General features: G+C 71.2%; 13 protein-coding genes, 1 pseudogene and 1 riboswitch. Of the genes and pseudogenes, 2 read left to right on the top strand and 12 right to left on the bottom strand.

Translation table 11 applies throughout. The features are described from left to right. Positions 1-18: 18 nt before the first annotated feature. The 10 genes and pseudogenes from OG226_RS46245 to OG226_RS46200 form a co-directional block, all read right to left on the bottom strand. Positions 19-765: a L,D-transpeptidase family protein gene (locus OG226_RS46245; RefSeq protein WP_328685505.1), complete on the bottom strand. Its 747-nt coding sequence runs from the start codon at positions 763-765 to the stop codon at positions 19-21. 41 nt (positions 766-806) lie between these two features. Next, entirely contained in the window at positions 807-2,231 is a 1,425-nt protein-coding gene (locus tag OG226_RS46240) for a M1 family metallopeptidase (RefSeq protein WP_329352541.1), read from the bottom strand. Between the two features lie 45 nt (positions 2,232-2,276). Beyond that, the gene (locus OG226_RS51765) at positions 2,277-2,675 is read right to left on the bottom strand and encodes an Rrf2 family transcriptional regulator (RefSeq protein ID WP_443067028.1); all 399 of its coding nucleotides are present in this window, start codon (positions 2,673-2,675) and stop codon (positions 2,277-2,279) included. Further along, positions 2,581-3,660, bottom strand: coding sequence for an enoyl-CoA hydratase/isomerase family protein (locus OG226_RS46230; protein WP_329352540.1), 1,080 nt, complete (start codon positions 3,658-3,660; stop codon positions 2,581-2,583). Before OG226_RS46230 ends, OG226_RS51765 begins: the two co-directional genes overlap by 95 nt. Beyond that, positions 3,657-3,800, bottom strand: a pseudogene (locus tag OG226_RS46225) (acyl-CoA dehydrogenase family protein); the annotation flags it as partial. The pseudogene OG226_RS46225 and the gene OG226_RS46230, both read right to left, overlap by 4 nt. A gap of 102 nt (positions 3,801-3,902) precedes the next feature. Then, on the bottom strand, positions 3,903-4,766 hold the full coding sequence (locus OG226_RS46220; protein ID WP_329352539.1) for an ECF transporter S component: 864 nt from the start codon (positions 4,764-4,766) through the stop codon (positions 3,903-3,905). Then, on the bottom strand, positions 4,763-6,388 hold the full coding sequence (locus OG226_RS46215) for an ABC transporter ATP-binding protein (RefSeq protein ID WP_329352537.1): 1,626 nt from the start codon (positions 6,386-6,388) through the stop codon (positions 4,763-4,765). The genes OG226_RS46220 and OG226_RS46215 overlap by 4 nt, the downstream gene beginning before the upstream one ends. Next, a complete protein-coding gene (locus OG226_RS46210) occupies positions 6,385-7,551 on the bottom strand; it encodes an energy-coupling factor transporter transmembrane component T (RefSeq protein ID WP_329352535.1) in 1,167 nt (388 codons plus the stop codon). The genes OG226_RS46215 and OG226_RS46210 overlap by 4 nt, the downstream gene beginning before the upstream one ends. Beyond that, positions 7,548-8,453 carry a hypothetical protein gene (locus OG226_RS46205; RefSeq protein WP_329352533.1) on the bottom strand — a complete coding sequence of 302 codons (906 nt, stop codon included), beginning with the start codon at positions 8,451-8,453 and terminating at the stop codon, positions 7,548-7,550. Before OG226_RS46205 ends, OG226_RS46210 begins: the two co-directional genes overlap by 4 nt. After that, the gene (locus OG226_RS46200; RefSeq protein ID WP_443066962.1) at positions 8,450-11,212 is read right to left on the bottom strand and encodes a prenyltransferase/squalene oxidase repeat-containing protein; all 2,763 of its coding nucleotides are present in this window, start codon (positions 11,210-11,212) and stop codon (positions 8,450-8,452) included. The genes OG226_RS46205 and OG226_RS46200 overlap by 4 nt, the downstream gene beginning before the upstream one ends. A 352-nt stretch (positions 11,213-11,564) precedes the next feature. Then, positions 11,565-11,640: riboswitch (cobalamin riboswitch) on the top strand. A gap of 121 nt (positions 11,641-11,761) precedes the next feature. Between OG226_RS46200 and OG226_RS46195 the strand changes: the two genes are divergently transcribed. Both OG226_RS46195 and OG226_RS46190 read left to right on the top strand, forming a co-directional pair. Beyond that, positions 11,762-13,174: a hypothetical protein gene (locus tag OG226_RS46195; RefSeq protein ID WP_329352531.1), complete on the top strand. Its 1,413-nt coding sequence runs from the start codon at positions 11,762-11,764 to the stop codon at positions 13,172-13,174. 29 nt (positions 13,175-13,203) lie between these two features. Continuing rightward, positions 13,204-14,115 (top strand): cobalamin-binding protein, encoded by a 912-nt coding sequence (locus OG226_RS46190; RefSeq protein ID WP_329352530.1) that lies wholly within the window; start codon positions 13,204-13,206, stop codon positions 14,113-14,115. Between the two features lie 10 nt (positions 14,116-14,125). On the opposite strand, the gene OG226_RS46185 is transcribed toward OG226_RS46190, so the two are convergent. After that, complete coding sequence (locus tag OG226_RS46185; protein WP_329352528.1) at positions 14,126-14,614, bottom strand: DUF4430 domain-containing protein; 489 nt, start codon at positions 14,612-14,614, stop codon at positions 14,126-14,128. Between the two features lie 355 nt (positions 14,615-14,969). Beyond that, entirely contained in the window at positions 14,970-16,565 is a 1,596-nt protein-coding gene (locus OG226_RS46180; RefSeq protein WP_329352526.1) for an oleate hydratase, read from the bottom strand. Positions 16,566-16,728: the final 163 nt, after the last annotated feature.

Below are 16,728 nucleotides of genomic sequence, written 5' to 3'. Positions count from 1 at the left end.
GTGGCGGATCCTAAGCGGTCAGTGGTCGAGGGCGGCTGCGTCGCCCATGACGACGACGGGATGCCGGGCCGGGTCCAGGGTGCGCAGGAGTTCCTTCATGTGGTCCTCGGCGATGCTGACGCAGCCGTGGGTGGGGCCGCCGTGGTCGACGTGGATCCAGATGCCGCCACCGCGCGAGGCGCCGAGGGGGCGGGTCCAGTCGAGGGGTGAAGTGCCGGGCTGCCGGTTGTAGTTGATGGCGATCACGTAGTCGAAGGACCCTGCGAGGGGTTCGCCCTCGAAGCCGGTGCCGGGCGAGACGAAGCCCCTGCCGTGGTCGTACGACAGCTTGGTGCCGGGGTCCTTGAGCAGTCCGCCCGCGTCGGTGAGCGAAAAGACGCCGATCGGCGAGCGCAGGTCTCCGGCCATGTGGTGGTCGGACCAGCCCTTGAGCGCGTTGTGCCCGGCCCAGCCGGCGGTCTGCTGCCAGCCGTCGTCGGTGCGCTCGTACAGGGCGAGGGTGGAGAGGGGCGAGTTCTCGCCCCGGCCCGTCACCAGGACGACCTGTTCGGTGGCCGCCGGTATGCGCGCCAGCATCTTCGGCCCCACGCCCGGGAGTTGGCGGGGTGCCGCCTCGGCGGATATCTCCGAGGAGGGCGACGGCGCGGACGAGGAGGCGGGAGTGGGGGCGGACGTGTGGTCCGTCGCCGCCAGCGCACCGCCGCCGCATCCCGTGAGGAGAACGGATGCGGCGACCAGTGCGACCGAGGGAATACGAGTGATCATGAGTCGACGATGACCGACACATGTGAGGAACTCGTCAGTTCCTACGGCTGGGTCGGCTTGCCTTTCGTGTAGAGCCAGGTGTGGAAGAGGGCATCCAGTCGTGTGCCCGATTTCTGTTCCGCCAGGCTGACGAACTGCGCGGTGGTTCCGTGGCCGTACCGGTGGGCGCTCGCCCAGGCCCGCAGGATCGTGAAGAAGGTCTTGTCGCCGACGGCCAGGCGCAGTTGGTGCAGGGCCATGGCGCCGCGGTCGTAGACCGGCGTGCCGAAGATGTTCGCGCCGCTGCCCGGGTCACCGGGCGGGAACGACCACAGGTCGTCGGTCGCCTTGCGGGCGTACAGCGCGTCGAAGGTCTGCTGGGCGGTCTTGCCGCCGTGCTGCTCGCTGTAGAGCCACTCCGCGTAGGTCGCGAAGCCCTCGTTGAGCCAGATGTCCTTCCAGGAGGTCAGCGACACGGAGTCGCCGAACCACTGGTGGGCGTTCTCGTGCACGAGGGTGCTGAGGTCCGGCGCCGAGTCGTAGATCGGCCGCCCCTGCGTCTCCAGCGCGTACCCGACGTCCGGCGCGTGGTCGACGATCGACCCGGCCGAGCGGAACGGATACGGCCCGAACAGCTTGGCCTCCCACTCCAGGACGGAGGGCAGTTTCTTCAACACGGGCTCGGCGGCGGCGACTTCACGCGGGTCGACGGCGTTGTACACCTTGACGCCGTCTCGGGTGGTGTACTGCTCGACCTTGAACTTCCCGACCGTCGCGGTGGCGAGGTAGGCGGCCATCGGCTCCGGCGCGTGCCAGCGGAACGTGGTCTTCCCGTGGGCGGTCCTCTGCCCGAGGAGCACGCCGTTGGCGACCGCGGTGCGCCCCTGCGGGACCGTGATCGTGAAGTCGTACGACGACTTGTCCTTGGGGTGGCTGTTCGCCGGGAACCACGTCATCGCGCCCTGCGGCTCGCCGGCCACGAAGGCGCCGTCGTCGGTGGCGATCCAGCCGTCGGCCGAGCCGTCGGGGTCGGTGACCTGCTGGGGGACGCCGTTGTAGGTGACGGTGACCTGGAACCGCTGCCCCTTGCGCACGGCTCGGCGCGGGGTGACGACGAGTTCCTGTCCGTCGCGGCGGAAGTCCGCCTTGGCTCGGTCGACGGTGAGACCGGTGACCTTGAGGCCTTTGAAGTCGAGGTCGAAACGGGTGAGCTTCTCGGTGGCGCGGGCGGTGAGCACCGCCTTGCCTTCGAGCCGGCGGCTCGTCGGGTCGTAGCGGAGCGTCAGGCCGTAGTGGGCGACGTGGTAGCCGCCGTTGCCGGAGAGCGGGAAGTACGGGTCGCCCGCGCCGGCCGAACCGATCGTCGTGGCGCCCGCGGGTGCGGCGGCCGCGAGCAGGGCGGTGAGGGCGACGGGGACGGTGGCCACGACTGCGCTGCGGCGGAGGACAGCGGTGCGTCTTGTGGACTGCTGCCGGAGTTGCGTCACATGCGCTCCTAGCGGGTGAGGGGGGTTGATCATCCGCCTCAGAGACTAGGCCGCCGACTCCCTCCCGATCCCTCTTCTTAAAGCAAACTTGTTCCCCACTTGGCGAGCGGCCAGTGGCTGCGCGCAGTTCGTCGAGACTGTCGGCGAGGGTGCGGCCTGCCAATGTGCGGAGCAGACACTCCCTCCGCTGCGGCCCCTGATGGACGCGACGAGACCGTCCCGCACCAACGGCACCATCAGCTTGCGGACCAGGCTCCGGTTCGTGTCCAGACTCCTGGCGAGCTGGGTCGAGCTGAGGACGGGACTGCCCGACTCCTCGGCTTCGGCCTCGCCGTCGGCGCTCGTGGGGCTATCCCCAGAAGCTGCCCCGAGCGATGTCCGGTACGGCGAGGCCGAGTTCGCGCTCGCCGAGGGGTGCGAAGAAGCGCTCGACGTCCGCGACAGTGACCTCGGCGAGCGTGGGCGGTGACCAGTGCGGGGTGCGGTCCTTGTCGATGACCTGGGCGCGGATGCCCTCCACCAGGTCGGGGGTGGCCAGGGCCGCGCAGGAGACGCGGTACTCCTGGTTCAACACGTTCTCCAGCACACCGAGTCGGCGGGCCCGGCGGAGTGCGACAAGGGTGACCTTCAGTGCGGTGGGCGACCTGGTGAGCAGGGTTTCGGCGGCCTGCTTCGCCGCGCTGTCGCCGTGGTCGAGCAGGCGCTCGATGATCTCCTCGACGGTGTCGGCCGCGTAGCAGGCGTCGATCCAGGCCCGCGCCTCCGCCAGTTCACCGGGAGGCGCCTCACGCGTGTACCGGCCCAGGACCTCGCCCACCGGCGCGTGCGCGAGGTCGTCGAGGAGCTGCGGCAGGGACTCGGAGGGGATGCAGTGGTCGGCGAGGTCGCAGTGCTGGGCGTCGGACGCGTCCACCGCGACTCCGGTCAGCGCCAGATGGGTGCCGAGTTCGCCGGGCACGCGGGCGAGGAGATAGGTACCGCCCACGTCCGGTACGAAGCCGATGCCCGTCTCCGGCATGGCGACCCGCGACCGCTCGGTGACGATCCGGAAGCCGCCGTGCGCGGAGACGCCGACGCCGCCGCCCATGACGATGCCGTCCATGACGGCGACGTACGGCTTCGGGTAGCGGGCGATACGGGCGTTGAGCCGGTACTCGTCACGCCAGAACGCGGCCGACGCCGAACCGTCCCCGTCCCGCGCGTCGTTGTGGATGGCGCGGATGTCGCCACCCGCGCACAGGCCCCGCTCCCCCGCGCCGGTGAGGACGACGGTCTCCACGGCGGGGTCGCGTTCCCAGGTCGTCAGCGCCTCGTCGATACGGCGGACCATGGTGTGGGTCAGGGCGTTGAGGGCCTTGGGCCGGTTGAGGGTGAGGTACGCGGCGCGCCCCTCGACACGTACGAGTACGGAGTCGTCGGTGCCGTTCATCCGAACACCTCCGTCAGGCCTCGGGCCACGGTGACGCGCATGATCTCGTTGGTTCCTTCCAGGATCTGGTGGACCCGCTGGTCGCGGACGATCTTCTCGCTACCGTATGCGCTCGGCTGGCCGTAGCCGCCGTGGAGCGCGTTCGTAGCGATACGGAACCCCTCGCCCTCGGGGCCGAGCAGCCGGTCGGCGGTCGGCGGTCGGCGGTCGGCGGTCGGCGGTCGGCGGTCGGCGGTCGGCGGTCAACCGGACGCGGTCCAAGGGGACTTGGAGGGTCGACCGGGCGCTCGGGAACCGTCCGGATCAGCAACCGGTGCGGGTGCCGCGAAGCGCACGGGTGCCCGGAAGCGGGCCTTGCGGGCAGCCCGGCGGAAGGTGGTGAGGACCGCGGGCCCGGCCAGTAGGACGCAGATGAAGTTGGTGACCGCGCGGCCGGTGTCCCAGCCCAGGGACGTGGCCAGGTCGAAGGCGAGATAGCGGTGCCACTGCTCGGTGAACGGCAGGCCGGGCAGATAGGCGATGGAGCTGTTCGGGTCGAGGGAGAACGGCCAGAAGGAGAGGTTGAGCAGGAAGCCGAACAGGTAGCCGGAGAGCGACCCGTAGACGGCCAGCATCAGCACCTCGTACCGGCCCCGCGCCCGGGGCAGGAACCCGGCGAGCATGCCGACGAAGGCGCAGCCGAACATCTGGTACGGCATCCAGGGCCCGACCCCGCCCGTGATGAGCGCGGAGGCGAACAGCGAGGTGCAGCCGAGGACGAAGCCGAAGCCGGGGCCGTAGACGCGGCCGGCGAGGACGAGGACGAAGAAGACGGTCTCGATGCCCGCGGTACCGGCGCCCAGCGGACGCAGTGCCGCGTTGACGGCGGACAGGACGCCGAGCATCGCGAGGGCCTTGGAGTCGATGCCGCCCTCGGCGATCTCGGACAGGACGACGCACAGCACGAGCACCAGGAGCACGCCGAAGATGAGCGGGGGCGCGTAGTTGGAGCCGAACGTGCCCGGTGCGACGACGAACGGCCAGAAGAACGCGACCAGTCCGAGGAACGCGGCGAGCACCATCACGATGCCGACGCGCGGGGTGAGCCGGATGGCCGGGGCGGTCATGACCGGGGCTCCCCACCCAGCAACTGCCGTACCTGATTGACCGTCAGGAAGGGCAGTGGAGCAAGGATCTTCGCCGTCTGCGGGGCGAACACCGGTGAGGCGACGATGACTTCGGTGGTGGGTCCGTCGGCGACGATGTCTCCCTCGGCCATGACGACGACCCGGTCGGCGGCGCAGGCGACGAACTCGACGTCGTGCGTGGCGATGACGACGGCACGCCCTTCGGCGGCGAGCGCGTCGACGATCCGGACGAGTTCCGTCTTGGCGCGGTAGTCGAGGCCGCGTGTCGGTTCGTCGAGGAGCAACACCCGTGGTGCGGCCGAGAGTTGGATGGCCAGGACGAGCGCCAGCCGCTGTCCCTCGGACAGGTCGCGTGGATGCGTGTCGTCGGGGACACCGGGCGCGAGCCTGTCCAGGATGGCGCGGGCGGATTCTCCGGAGGCCGACTCGCTGTCGGCCTGGCCGAGTTCCTGTTTGACGCTTTCGAGGTAGAGCAGGTCTGCAGGGGTCTGCGGAACCAGGCCTACGGCCTTTCGCGCGTCGGCGGCGGACAGGTCGCGCTGGTCGCCCGGGGCGTCGGCGACCTCGACGGTTCCGGCGCGGCGCGGGCCGGAGCCCTGGAGGGCCCACAGCAGGGAGGACTTGCCGGAGCCGTTGCGGCCCATGAGCGCGGTGACCTGGCCGCCGTGCAGGTCGAGGTCGACTTCTCGGACGGCCGGTACGCCGTGGTAGGTCACTGTCACTCCGCGCGCGGTCAACAGCCGTGGGCCGACAGCGACTTGGGCGGGGCGCACGGGGCCGGGCGTGCGTCCGGTCAGCCGGGTGCGCAGGGGCGCGGCGGCGCGCCGGGCGTCGCGGATGGACAGCGGCAGCGGGGACCAGTCGGCGGCCCGGCCGAGTTCCACGATCGGTGGCGCGATGGTGGACGTACGCAGGATGTCGGCCGGTGTGCCGATCACCGCGCGGCCGTCGCCGGGGAGGTGGATGATCCGGTCGGCGTACTGGACGACCCGTTCGAGGCGGTGCTCGGCCATGAGGACGGTGACGCCGAGGTCGTGGACGAGGCGGGTGACGGCGGCGAGGACCTCCTCGGCGGCCGTGGGGTCGAGGGCGGAGGTGGGTTCGTCGAGGACGAGGACCCGGGGGTGGGCGGTGAGGACGGAGCCGATGGCGACGCGTTGTTGCTGGCCGCCGGAGAGTTCGTGCAGGGCGCGGTGGCGCAGGTCGGCGAGGCCGAGCAGGTCCAGGGTCTCCTCGACGCGTTTGCGCATGGTGGCGGGCGGGATCGCCAACTGCTCCATGGCGTAGGCGAGTTCCTCCTCGACGGTGTCGGTGACGAAACCGTCCGGGGGGTCCTGGCCCACCACCCCTACGACGTCGGCGAGTTCGCGCGGCGGATGGTGTGCGGTGTCGCGGCCGTCCACGGTGACGCGGCCGTAGAGGGTGCCGCCGGTGAAGTGCGGGACGAGTCCGTTGACGGCGCCGAGGAGCGTGGACTTGCCGACTCCCGTGTGGCCGACGACGAGGCAGAGTTCGCCTTCCTCGACGGTCAGGTCGACCTCGCGCAGGGCTGGTTCGGCCGTGTCCTCGTACTGGACGGTGACCTGGTCGAAGGTGATCACGAGGCGCGGCCTCTCTGCGCGGGGCTGGGCGGGGGTGCGAGGAATCCGGCCGTTCCGGCGAGGAGGATCGCGGCGGTCGGCACCAGGGGCAGGGTGGGCCAACTCAGCGGATAGATGGAGGGGTTGAGCTCCGCCGCGTTGTAGCCGAGATTGCTGAACAGCAGCACGGCGGACAGGACACCGCTCCCGGCGACGGCCCACTCGGGCAGCCGCCACGGGTCGGGCCGGTAGGCGGTCCGGGCGACCCGGCGCCCGCCGAGCCGCAGTCCCGCCAGGCACAGCACGGCGCCCGACGCCATGGCGGGCAGGCCCAGGAAACGCGGGGCGGTCGCGTCGAGCAGGCCGTAGGCGCCGGCGCAGAGGCCGCACATGCCGAGCAGCATCAACGCCCCTGTGGCCCGGCGGGAGTTGCGGGTGGCGGTGCCGGCCCGGCCGTAGCCGCGGGAGTCCATGGCTGCGGCCAGGCGCAGCGAGCGTTCGAGGGCGTCCTCCAGGACGGGGACCACGATGCCACGCAGCGCCTTCAGGCCGTTGGCGCGTCCGGCTCTCAATTTGCGGGCGCGCGCGACGCGTTGGACGCTCTGCACGAGTTGGGGTGCCACGCTGATGGCGACGGTGACGGCGACCCCGAGTTCGTGGAGGGCGCCGGGGAGGACGCGCAGGGCGCGTTTGGGGTTGGCAAGGGTGTTCGCGGCGCCGATGCAGCACAGCATGCAGGCCAGCCGCAGTCCGTCGGTGGCGGCGGACAGGACGGCTTCCAGGGAGACCGGGCCACCGATCTGGATGCCCGCGTACCAGTCGGGGGTGGGGATGTGCGGCAGCGAGAAGAGGAAGTGGTCGCGGGGTGTGATGCCGGTGGCGAACACGGCCCGGAAGACGACCCGGATCGCGACGACCGTGAGGGCCAGGTACAGGTAGTACTTGAAGCCCCGCGCCCAGGGCGCCTCGGTACGGCGGGCCGTCACGACGTAGCCGAGGACGGCCAGGACGAGGAGCAGCAGGAGCGGGTTGGCGGTGCGGCTGACGGCGGTGGCGAGGGCGAGGGCCCAGATCCACCAGGCCACGGGGTGCAGCGTGCGCGGAAGGCGACGGCCGCCCGGGTCCGGCGCGGCACCGGACCCGGGCAGGGCCGCCTCAACTCCCGTACGGGCCACGGCGGTCATTCCGTACGACGGCGTCGGCGCGCGACGAACACCGCCGTACCGCCGACCAGCACGATCAGCGAGACGCCGGTGACCATGGGGAGGACCGAGCCGGAGTCGTGTCGTACGTCGGCGGCGGGTGCCGCGTCGACGACCTTGGTGCTCGGACTCGGGGTGGCCGCCTCAGGTGTGGGGGTCGGACTCGAACTCGGGCTCGGGGATGGGCTGTTGGACCGCGCGGGTGTGGGCTTGGGCTTCGCCGCGGCGGACTTCGTCGGCTGGGGCCGGTCGGGGGCGGGGCCCGTGTCGACGCCCGGTGTGAGCGTGGGTGCCTTGGCGGTGGAGGCGGGCTTGGCCGCGTCGCCCCGCGGTTGGGTGTTGTGGGCGCGGAGTTGGTCGGGGGTGACCGTGGGACGGCCCTCCGTACCCTCGATGTTCGTGCCGCCGAAGATCCACAGGTCGACGCTGCCAGGCTTCGGTTTGTAGAGCATGGCGCCGAGTTGGCTGTACTGCCAGGTCGTCGCGCCCGGGTCGGCGTGCCAGTACGACCAGTAGGCGGACGCGGGCGGGGTCAGGACGCAGTCGTCCTGGGCGGCCGTCGGGTACTGCCTGCCGCTCTTGAAGCCGCTGTAACCGATCCGGCAGATGAAGGCGGGACCGTCGTGGCCGGTACCGGTGGTGCCCCAACCGCCTTGGTTCAGCAGCTCGTAGCCGGTCGTGGGGGTCGTCCCGCACGAGCGCAGGATCGGACCGCCCCAGTGACTGAAGTCGACGGCGAGGACCACTCCGGAGGTGGTGGTGCAACGGCCCATGGACTGCGGGTCGGCTACGGCCGGGGCGATGCTCGCACCGAAGGCGGCGGCCGTCAGTCCGAGCGCGGCCACGGCACGAACGACCGTGCGGACAAGGCGTGTTGGTATCATCGCGGACCCCTGACACCGGTCCGCCGACGAGCACCTACGACCGTGCGCCAGCCGACGAGGACCAGCAGCGCGGCGATCCCGGTGAGGGTGCCGACCTGTACACCGGTGGAGGCGAGAACTCCCCCGCCGGAGCCTGCTGTTGATCCTCCCGTGCCACCCGTGTCCCCGCCGGGGGTCACGATGTCGGGTGCACTCGCGCTCACGCTCGGGGTGGGCTGGGGCGACGTGCCGCTCAAGTCGCGGATCAGTGTGCCGAAGGAGATGCCGGTGCTACCGCCCACGGCCTGCGTCGAGGCTCGTAGATCGGAGCCCCGCTGGCCCCCCTTGGCCACGTTGAAGCCGCCGTCGGAGTTCTGCTGTCCGGCGAGGAACTTCCGTGCCCGCGTGATCTGTTGGGCGTATTTTCCGGCGTCGAGGGACAGCCCCTGTACGGCGAGCGCGGCCGAGTTGACGGAGTCCCCCGCGGCGCCCGGGAAGCCGCCGTCGGACAGTTGCCTGGAGGCGAGCCAGCCGAGCGCCTTGGCCACGGCCCGCTCCGCCTTGTCGCCGCCTGCCAGGTCCAGCGCCATGACGGCGATGGCGGTGGAGTCGACGTCGGAGTCCTTGGTGGACGGGATCAGGCTCGGCCAGGCGCCGTTGTCCTGTTGGAGGCTCTCCAGATAGGCGATCGGCCGCTCGGCTGCCGTCTTGTCGTCGGCTCTCAACTGCGCCATGAGGGCGAGGGATTGGGCGAAGACGGACGGCGCGTAGGTGTAGGCGCCCTTGGCCGCGCAGGAGCGGTCGGGTGCGGTGCTCGGCTTGGCGCAGACCGCCTTGTCGAGCGCGGCGATGAGGTCCTTGCCGCCGAAGTCGCGTGGATCGCGGCCGACCACTTCGGCGAGCAGGGCGGTCTTGCCGATGGAGCCGCCGGCCGCGTACGCGGTGCCGGTGCCTGTCCAGTCGTTCACGGTACGGCCCTCGCCGTCCTTGCCGCCCTGGTCCAGGAAGTCGACGATGCCGCGCAGTTCGGCGTTGTTCAGGCCGGTGGCGGCGAGTGCGTAGGCGCCGTCGATGGTGAGGCCGAAGTCGGCGCGGGAGGTGCCGGGTCCGGCCGAATAGTACTGGCCCTGCTGGAGGTTGGCTGCGCTGGTGAGGTAGGCCACGCCCTTCTTGAGGTCGGGGCCGTCGTCCGGTGACGGGGTGGTGCTGGGCTGTGTCGTGGGCGGCTCGCTGGTCGGCGGGTCGGTGGGGTCGGCCGGTTTCGTGGTCAGGGTGACCAGGCTGGTGCCCGCTCCGGCGAGGACGGCCGGCGGGGTCGGGTACAACGCCGGGTCGGTGGCGCCCTCCTCGAACCCGAAGCCCCCGCCGTCGAGTTGCTGCCTCGACAGCCAGCCGACCGCCGAGTCGGCGCGCCCGGTGTCGCCCAGCGCGCGCAGGGCCTCGGCGGCGTACGCGGTCGCGGCGACGCTGCCGGTCGTCGAACCGGTGTAGCCGGGGAAGGCGCCGTCCGCGCGCTGGACCTTGCCGAGGTACGCACGGGCCTTCGCGACCGCGTCCTCGTGGCCGCCGGCCGTGTGCAGGACGAGGGCCACGAGCCCGGTCGTGGCCGGGTCGCCGTCGCAGAACTCGCCGGTGCGGATCAGGATGCTGGTGACACCGCCGTCCGCGCACTGGACCTGCGTGAGCCGGGCGACCGTGTCGGCCGGAGGTGTGGTCCCGGCCCTCAACAGGGCCAGTACGGACAGGGCTTGGCCGTCGGTGTAGGTCGCGTTGCGGAAGTCACCCTTGGCGGTGCAGCCGGGGGTGGGTTCACCGGACTCCGGGCCGGCCGCGCAGACGTTGGCCGCGAGGTCGCCGATCAGATCGTGGCCGCCGAACTTCGTCGGATCGCTCTCGGTGACCTCGGCGAGAAGTGCCAGACGGGCGGCGGCAGTTGCGTCGGGAGCCTCGGTCCCGCCCGCCGGGTAGGCGTAGTCGTCGGTGTGCGCGGCCAGGAAGGCGGTGATCTTGTCGAGGGCCGCGCTACTGCCGTTCGCGGCGGCCAGCGCGTAGGCGGTCTCGGTCGTCAGCAGGTAGTTGGGGGTATCGGCACCGTCGTCACCTACCCGTTCCCCGTCGGTCAGTTGGGAGGTGAGCCAGCTCGCGGCGGCGGTCACGTCGATGTCGCCGGGGGCGCCGGTGGGTGTGCCGCCCGGGTGGGGGGTGCCGGTGCCGCCGGCGCGTACGTCGTCCGGGCTGAAGGTGGGCTTCCCCGTGCTGCCGCCGATGTCGGTGCCGCCGTACACCCAGGCGTCCACGTCGCCGTCCTTGAGCTTGCGGTCCATCGCGCCGTACTGGCTGTAGGACCAGGTGTCCTGGCCGGGCGCGGCGGTCCAGTAGGACCAGTACGCCGTCGCGGGCGGGGTCAGGACGCAGGACTCCTTGTCCGGAGTGGGGTACTGCGTACCGGAGTTGAAGGCGCCGTAGCCGATGCGGCAGATGAACGCCGGGCCGTCGTGCTGGGTGCCGGTCGTGCTGAAGCCGGCCTCGTGGAGGAGGTCGTAGCCGGTGGTCGGGGTGGTGTCGCAGCCGCGCTCGACCTTTCCGGCGAACGGTCCGAAGTCGACGGCGACGACGGCACCCCTGGTGGCCGTGCAGTCGCCGATCGGATCGGCGACCGCGGGTGTCGTCGTGAGGAATGTCATGCAGGCGGCCAGCAGGACGAGCAGCGCCGACACAAGTGCCGCGAGCGGCCCGGGTCGTGTGCCGATCCGGCCGTCTCTTCGCTCTACGGTTCCCACCGCGTCCCCCTCGTCCCGCCGGTCCGGCGCGGGTGGGAACGTGGCTGAGAGCCCCCGGCGCACGGGGAGATCCCCGCGCACGGAAGGCGGTCGCACCACGCCGTAGTCCGCGACGGCGTCTGTTGCTGATGAACACGCTCCAGGCGTTCCGGCTCGCCCGGCGGTGCCGGGCCTACGGTTGCGGGTCAGCGCCGGGTTTCGACCGGCTTTCCCTGGAACTCTTTGCGTATCAGCCGGATTTGAACATGGTTCACAGGAAGCGTCAAGCCGGGTCACAGGTCGCCCCGTGGGTTGTCCGGAGCAGCGCTGGCGACGGCGAGGTTCGTCGAGTACCGTCCCGCTCTGCCGAGTGGGGGAACCCGGTGGGAGTCCGGGGCTGACGCGCAGCGGTGTGGGACGACAGGGGGTCGTCCCGAGCCCGAATGCCCAAGCGGCGAAGCACTTTTGGTAGCCGGTCCACGCGTTTCGGACACCGGCCACGCCCGCTGCTCCGCAGGCCGTCATGGCCCGGCACGGGCCGGTCGGCGTCCCTCATCCCAGGAGCAGGCCATGTCCCGAACCCTTGCCCTCCGCCACGGCGTCCTCACCACGGCGGCAGCCCTCGGCGCGTTCACGCTCACCACCTCGCCGGCGGCGGCGACCGCCACCCCGGCGCAGATCGCGACCGCGAGGACCAACGGTGTGGCGTATCTCAAGTCCCTTCAGGCGGCGGACGGTTCGTACGCCGGGTCGGGGCTGTCCAACGAGTGGGCGTTCAGCGCGCTCGCCGCGGCGGGCACCGCTGCGGCGGACGTGACGCCGGGCGGCGACGCGAGCAAGAACGCCAGAACGGTCTACCGGACCCTGCTGTCGACGGCGAGTTGGCCCTCGGCCTCCCCCGTGGTCACCGACTACGAGCGGGCGACGCTGAACGCGTACGCCGCCGGGATCGATCCGGCCCGGGTGTCGGCGGGGCGCAATCTCGTCGCGGACATCTACGGCTACTGGCAGACGGCGGAGGCCGGTTACTTCGGTCCGTCCGCCAACTTCAACGGCACCGTGTTCGCCGCGCTGGCCCTGAACGGCGCGAAGACGCAGTCCGGTGTGCAGCGTGTCCCGCAGGCGCTGCGGGACACGATCATCACGCGGCTCCGGGCCAACCAGCACAACGACGGCGGCTGGAACTACAGCAAGGCCGAGGGCAACGCGACGCAGCTCGCCGCGACCAGCGACATCGACATGACCGGGGCGGCGATGGCGGCCCTGTGCGTGTCCGGCGTACCCAACACGGACACCGACATCGTGCAGGCGAAGGCGTTCCTGAAGAGCAAACTGGTCGCGGCCAGCGGCGCGTTCAACGCCCTGTTCGGCGTCAACACCGACTCCAACGGCTGGGCCGTCTCCGGTCTCAACGCCTGCGGCATCAACCCGCAGACCGGTGACTTCCTCACCTCCATGGGCAAGACGCCGGTCGACTTCCTGATCGCCCAGCAGTTCAACCCGGGCGGCGGCTTCAAGTACCTGCCGAGCGACACGAGTCCGTCTGCCTACGCGTCAATCGACGGGCTGCGCGCGGTGGTTGGCGGTGGCTTCACCGCCGCCCCGCCGGCCCCGGTCACCAGCGGGGCTGCGCAGTGGGTGGGTCAGACCGCGTTCACTTCGGGTACGGCGACGAGGCTGGCGCTGACCGTTGACGACGGCGCGGGCGGCCTCGGCGTGTGCTCGGTGGCGCTCACCCCGACCGGCACCACGACGACACTCGGCGCCGTCCTCGACGCGGCGACCAGCGCCGCCACCCCCTCGGGCTGTGTGACCGGCGTGACCCCGTCGTCCGGCACGGGCACGATCACCACGCTCAACAGCAAGGCCAACAGCGGTTCCGGGACATGGAAGGTGAGCGTCGACGGCGCCGCCTTCACCGGCGCGACCCGCCAGCAGATGATCAGCGTCGGCGACACGATCGCGGTGCGCTGGGGCGCCTGACGCCGGAGCCGGGGTCGTAGGGTCGCGGCATGCGCATCGTCTCCCTGCTGCCCGCCGCGACCGACATCGTCGCCGAACTGGGGCTGTCCGCGCGGCTGGTCGGACGTACGCACGAGTGCGACTGGCCGCCGCGCGAGATGGCCTCGGTGCCGGTGGTGACCGGTGCGGACCTGGACCAGGACCGGCTCACCAGCCGGGAGATCTCCGACGCGGTGGGCGGCTCGGCGCACTCCGGTTCCTCGCTCTACACGCTGGACACCGGGGCACTGGCGAGCCTGCGCCCCGACGTGGTGCTCACGCAGGACCTGTGCGATGTGTGCGCGGTGTCGTACGAGAGCGTGAGCCGGACGGTACGGCTGCTGGACGCGGACACCCGTGTGCTGAGTCTGGAGCCGCGCACGCTGGGCGACGTGCTGGACTGCCTGGTCACGGTCGGCGAGCTGCTCGGCGTACGGGAGCACGCGGAGCGGCGCCGGGCCGGGTTGCGAGCGCGGCTGGACCAGGTGCGCGCCTCGGTCGCCGGACGCGAGCGGCCTCGCGTGGTGGCCGTCGAGTGGCTCGACCCGTTGTGGCCCGCCGGGCACTGGGTGCCCGAGCAGATCACGGCGGCCGGGGGTGTTCCGCTGCTCGCCTCGCCGGGCGAACACACCAAGCCCATGACCTGGGAGGCGGTGCGGGCCGCACGACCGGACGTGATGCTGGTCCTGCCGTGCGGCTTCCCACCCGAACGGACCCTGCGCGAGGCCGAGTTGCTGACCGGGCTGCCGGGCTGGGCGGAGCTGCCGGCCGTACGCGACGGCCGGGTCTGGGTGGTGGACGGACCGTCCTACTTCAACCGTCCGGGGCCGCGAGTGGTGCGCGGTGCGGAGGTGCTGGCCCATGTCCTGCACGGGGTGCGGGCCGGGCGGCCGGTCACCGCCGCCGAGGCCCGCACGCTGTGAGCCCCTCCGCTCAGAACGTGGTCCAGGTGAAGGCCACCCTGTCGCCGGGGTTCAGTTTGAACTGGCAGCCGCCGACCGGCGTCGGGGTGCCGTTGACGGAGATGTTCCAGTAGGCGGTCCCGCCCCCGGAGACGTTCTTGATCGTGTCGACCGAGTAGTCGTCGAACGAGGCGTACCAGGTGCCGTCCCAGGTGAAGTGACGCTTGCGGGCCGCGTCGTCGAGGGCGGCGGTCGGGGTCGGGACGGCGCCGGGGTTGGCGCCGCCGTTCGTGCCGTCGCAGGTGTGGGTGCCGCCGGTGGCGGTCGTCACCTCGTGCCCCTTGGTCCTGATCCTCCCCCTGTAGAGGAGCCCGTCCGGCCCCTGCACGGTCAGGGTCACTCCGATCGGGGCGTTCGTACCGGCCGCCGGCTGAGTCGCGGCGACGGCCGGCGCTGAGGTGAGGGCGAGGCCGAGGGCGGTGGTGGCGAGCAGGGCACGGTGTGCGGTCGTCCGGCGCAAGGGGTTGCCTTCCTGGCGTGGTCGGGCCCGCGGGACGGCACCGAGCGGCCCGCGCGACGCACCCGTCGGCGGACCAGGCTCTCGGCTTCGCGCTGCGGACCATGACAGTGGGAAGCGGTTCGGAACACGACGCACGCCGGGTGCTCCGACTCGCGACCCTGCCGGGCCGCACACGGTTGCAGGTCAGCGCCGGATTCCCACCGGCTTCCCCCGGTCGCACGCGTAGGTGGTGCGGTTGTCGCCTTGCTGGTGCAGGTACAGGTGCAGATGGAGATGCAGGTGGTCAAACCCCGGCATCTTAGGGCCGTTTGGCCTGCCGATGCCAGGGGGTGTTCTCGTCCGCTCGTTCGGCAGGTCAGCGGCGGTGCATCGTCTGCAGGGCCTCGACCAGCACCTTCGGGTCGTGGCCGCCCTTGTAGACGGGCGGTGGTTGCCGCTCCAGGCCCAGGAGTTGGGCTACGGCGGTCCAGGCGGTGCGTACCGAGTACTCGACGGTGAAGACGACGTCGTCGGGGACCTCGGCGTACTGGCCGATGAAGGCCAGGTTGGTGGAGCCCTCCGGGACGACCTGTGGTCGGTCTCCCGAACTGCGCACCAGGAACTGACTGGTGATGTACGGCATCAGCGCCGGGACGACGATCGAGTGGTCGAGGATCTGCGGGCCCTCCTCGAAGCGCAGATGTTGCAGGACCTCGTCCAGGATCTCCCGGCCCGTGCACGCGCGCATCGGCTTGCGGACGAAGTCGCCCTCCCTGTCCGGGAAGAGGCCGTAGCCCCACCACACGAAGGTGTCCTCGGGCTGCTCGCGGAAGTGCGGCTGGTGGTTGAGGACGATGGTCAGCAGCCAGTTGGAGTCCTTGAACGTGATCAGCCCGCCCTTGCCGGCCTCGCTGCCGCTGAACTTCTCCATCAACTCGAAGAAGGTCGGATCCTTCGTCGTCACCGTGAAGGACACCCAAGTGGAGTCGGTGACGGAGGAGTTGAAGACCGACGGGTCCCCCAGCAGACCCGCCCGGTCCGACCGGTCCGGCCGACCCGGTCGCTTCGCCGCGAGCGTCTCCCACAGCCGCCAGGATCCCGCGTCGCCGGAGGTGTTCAGCACGGGTGCGGTGTCGGTGGAGCCGAGCGTGGAGTCGGCGGTCATCGAGCCGTTGGTGACCAACACCAGGTCGCCGGGGCCGAGTTCCGTCTCCTCGCTACGGCCCTCCCGCGTCCAGGTGAGGGCCTCGACGGTGAGAGCGTCCCCGTCGGCGAGACGCAAGTCGGTTACGCGGGTGCCGAGTTGGACGGTCACCCCCTGCTCGGTCAGCCACTTGGACAGGGGCCGCACGATGGAGTCGTACTGGTTGAAACGGGTCCGGTAGATCCCCGACATGGAGTCGAAGGTCTTGAAGAGGTGCACGAAGCGGTTGAGGTAGCGGCGGAACTCGATCGCGCTGTGCCACGGCTCGAAGGCGAACGTGGTGCACCACATCCACCAGAAGTTCGTGCGGAAGAAGCCCTCGCTGAAGCAGTCCGTGATGCGCTTGCCGTCCAGCAGCTTCTCCGGGGTGCCCACGCACTTCACCAGCTCCAGCCGGTCGCGCTCGGAGAAGCCCATGGAGTGCGTGTCGACGACCTTGCCCGCCGCGTCGACGAGCCGGGCGTGGTCGTCCCAGGCGAAGTCCTCGTGGAAGGCGAAGGTGTCCTCGGTCACCGACTTCGACGGGTCGTCCAGCGACGGGATCGACCCCAGCAGGTCGTACGTGCAGTCGAAGTGGATCTCGAACATCCGGCCACCACGCATCGTGTACCCGGCCGCGGGCGACCCGGCCGCGTCCAGGCTGCCGCCCTCCCGGTCCTGTTCCTCAAGCAGCACGACGTCCGCCCCCACGAACCCACCCTCACGGATCAGGAACGCCGCCGCCGACAAGGCCGCGACACCGCTTCCCACCAGGTAAGCCTTCGCCATGAACGCCGTCCCTCCTTGATGCCTTGACGCCTTGACGCCTTCATGCCGCGACCACGGGCGGCCCGGGCGGAGGCACGGGCACTTCACCGGCGTGCGGTCGGCTTTCCCAGGGTCGGGTGCGGGGTGGTCGCTCGCAGCAGGGCGGGGCCGTACGGGTGATGTC

Source organism: Streptomyces sp. NBC_01261 (assembly GCF_036226385.1).
Classification (GTDB): domain Bacteria; phylum Actinomycetota; class Actinomycetes; order Streptomycetales; family Streptomycetaceae; genus Streptomyces.
Note: the sequence above shows the minus strand (reverse complement) of the source record. Positions and strands in the feature narration are given on the sequence as shown.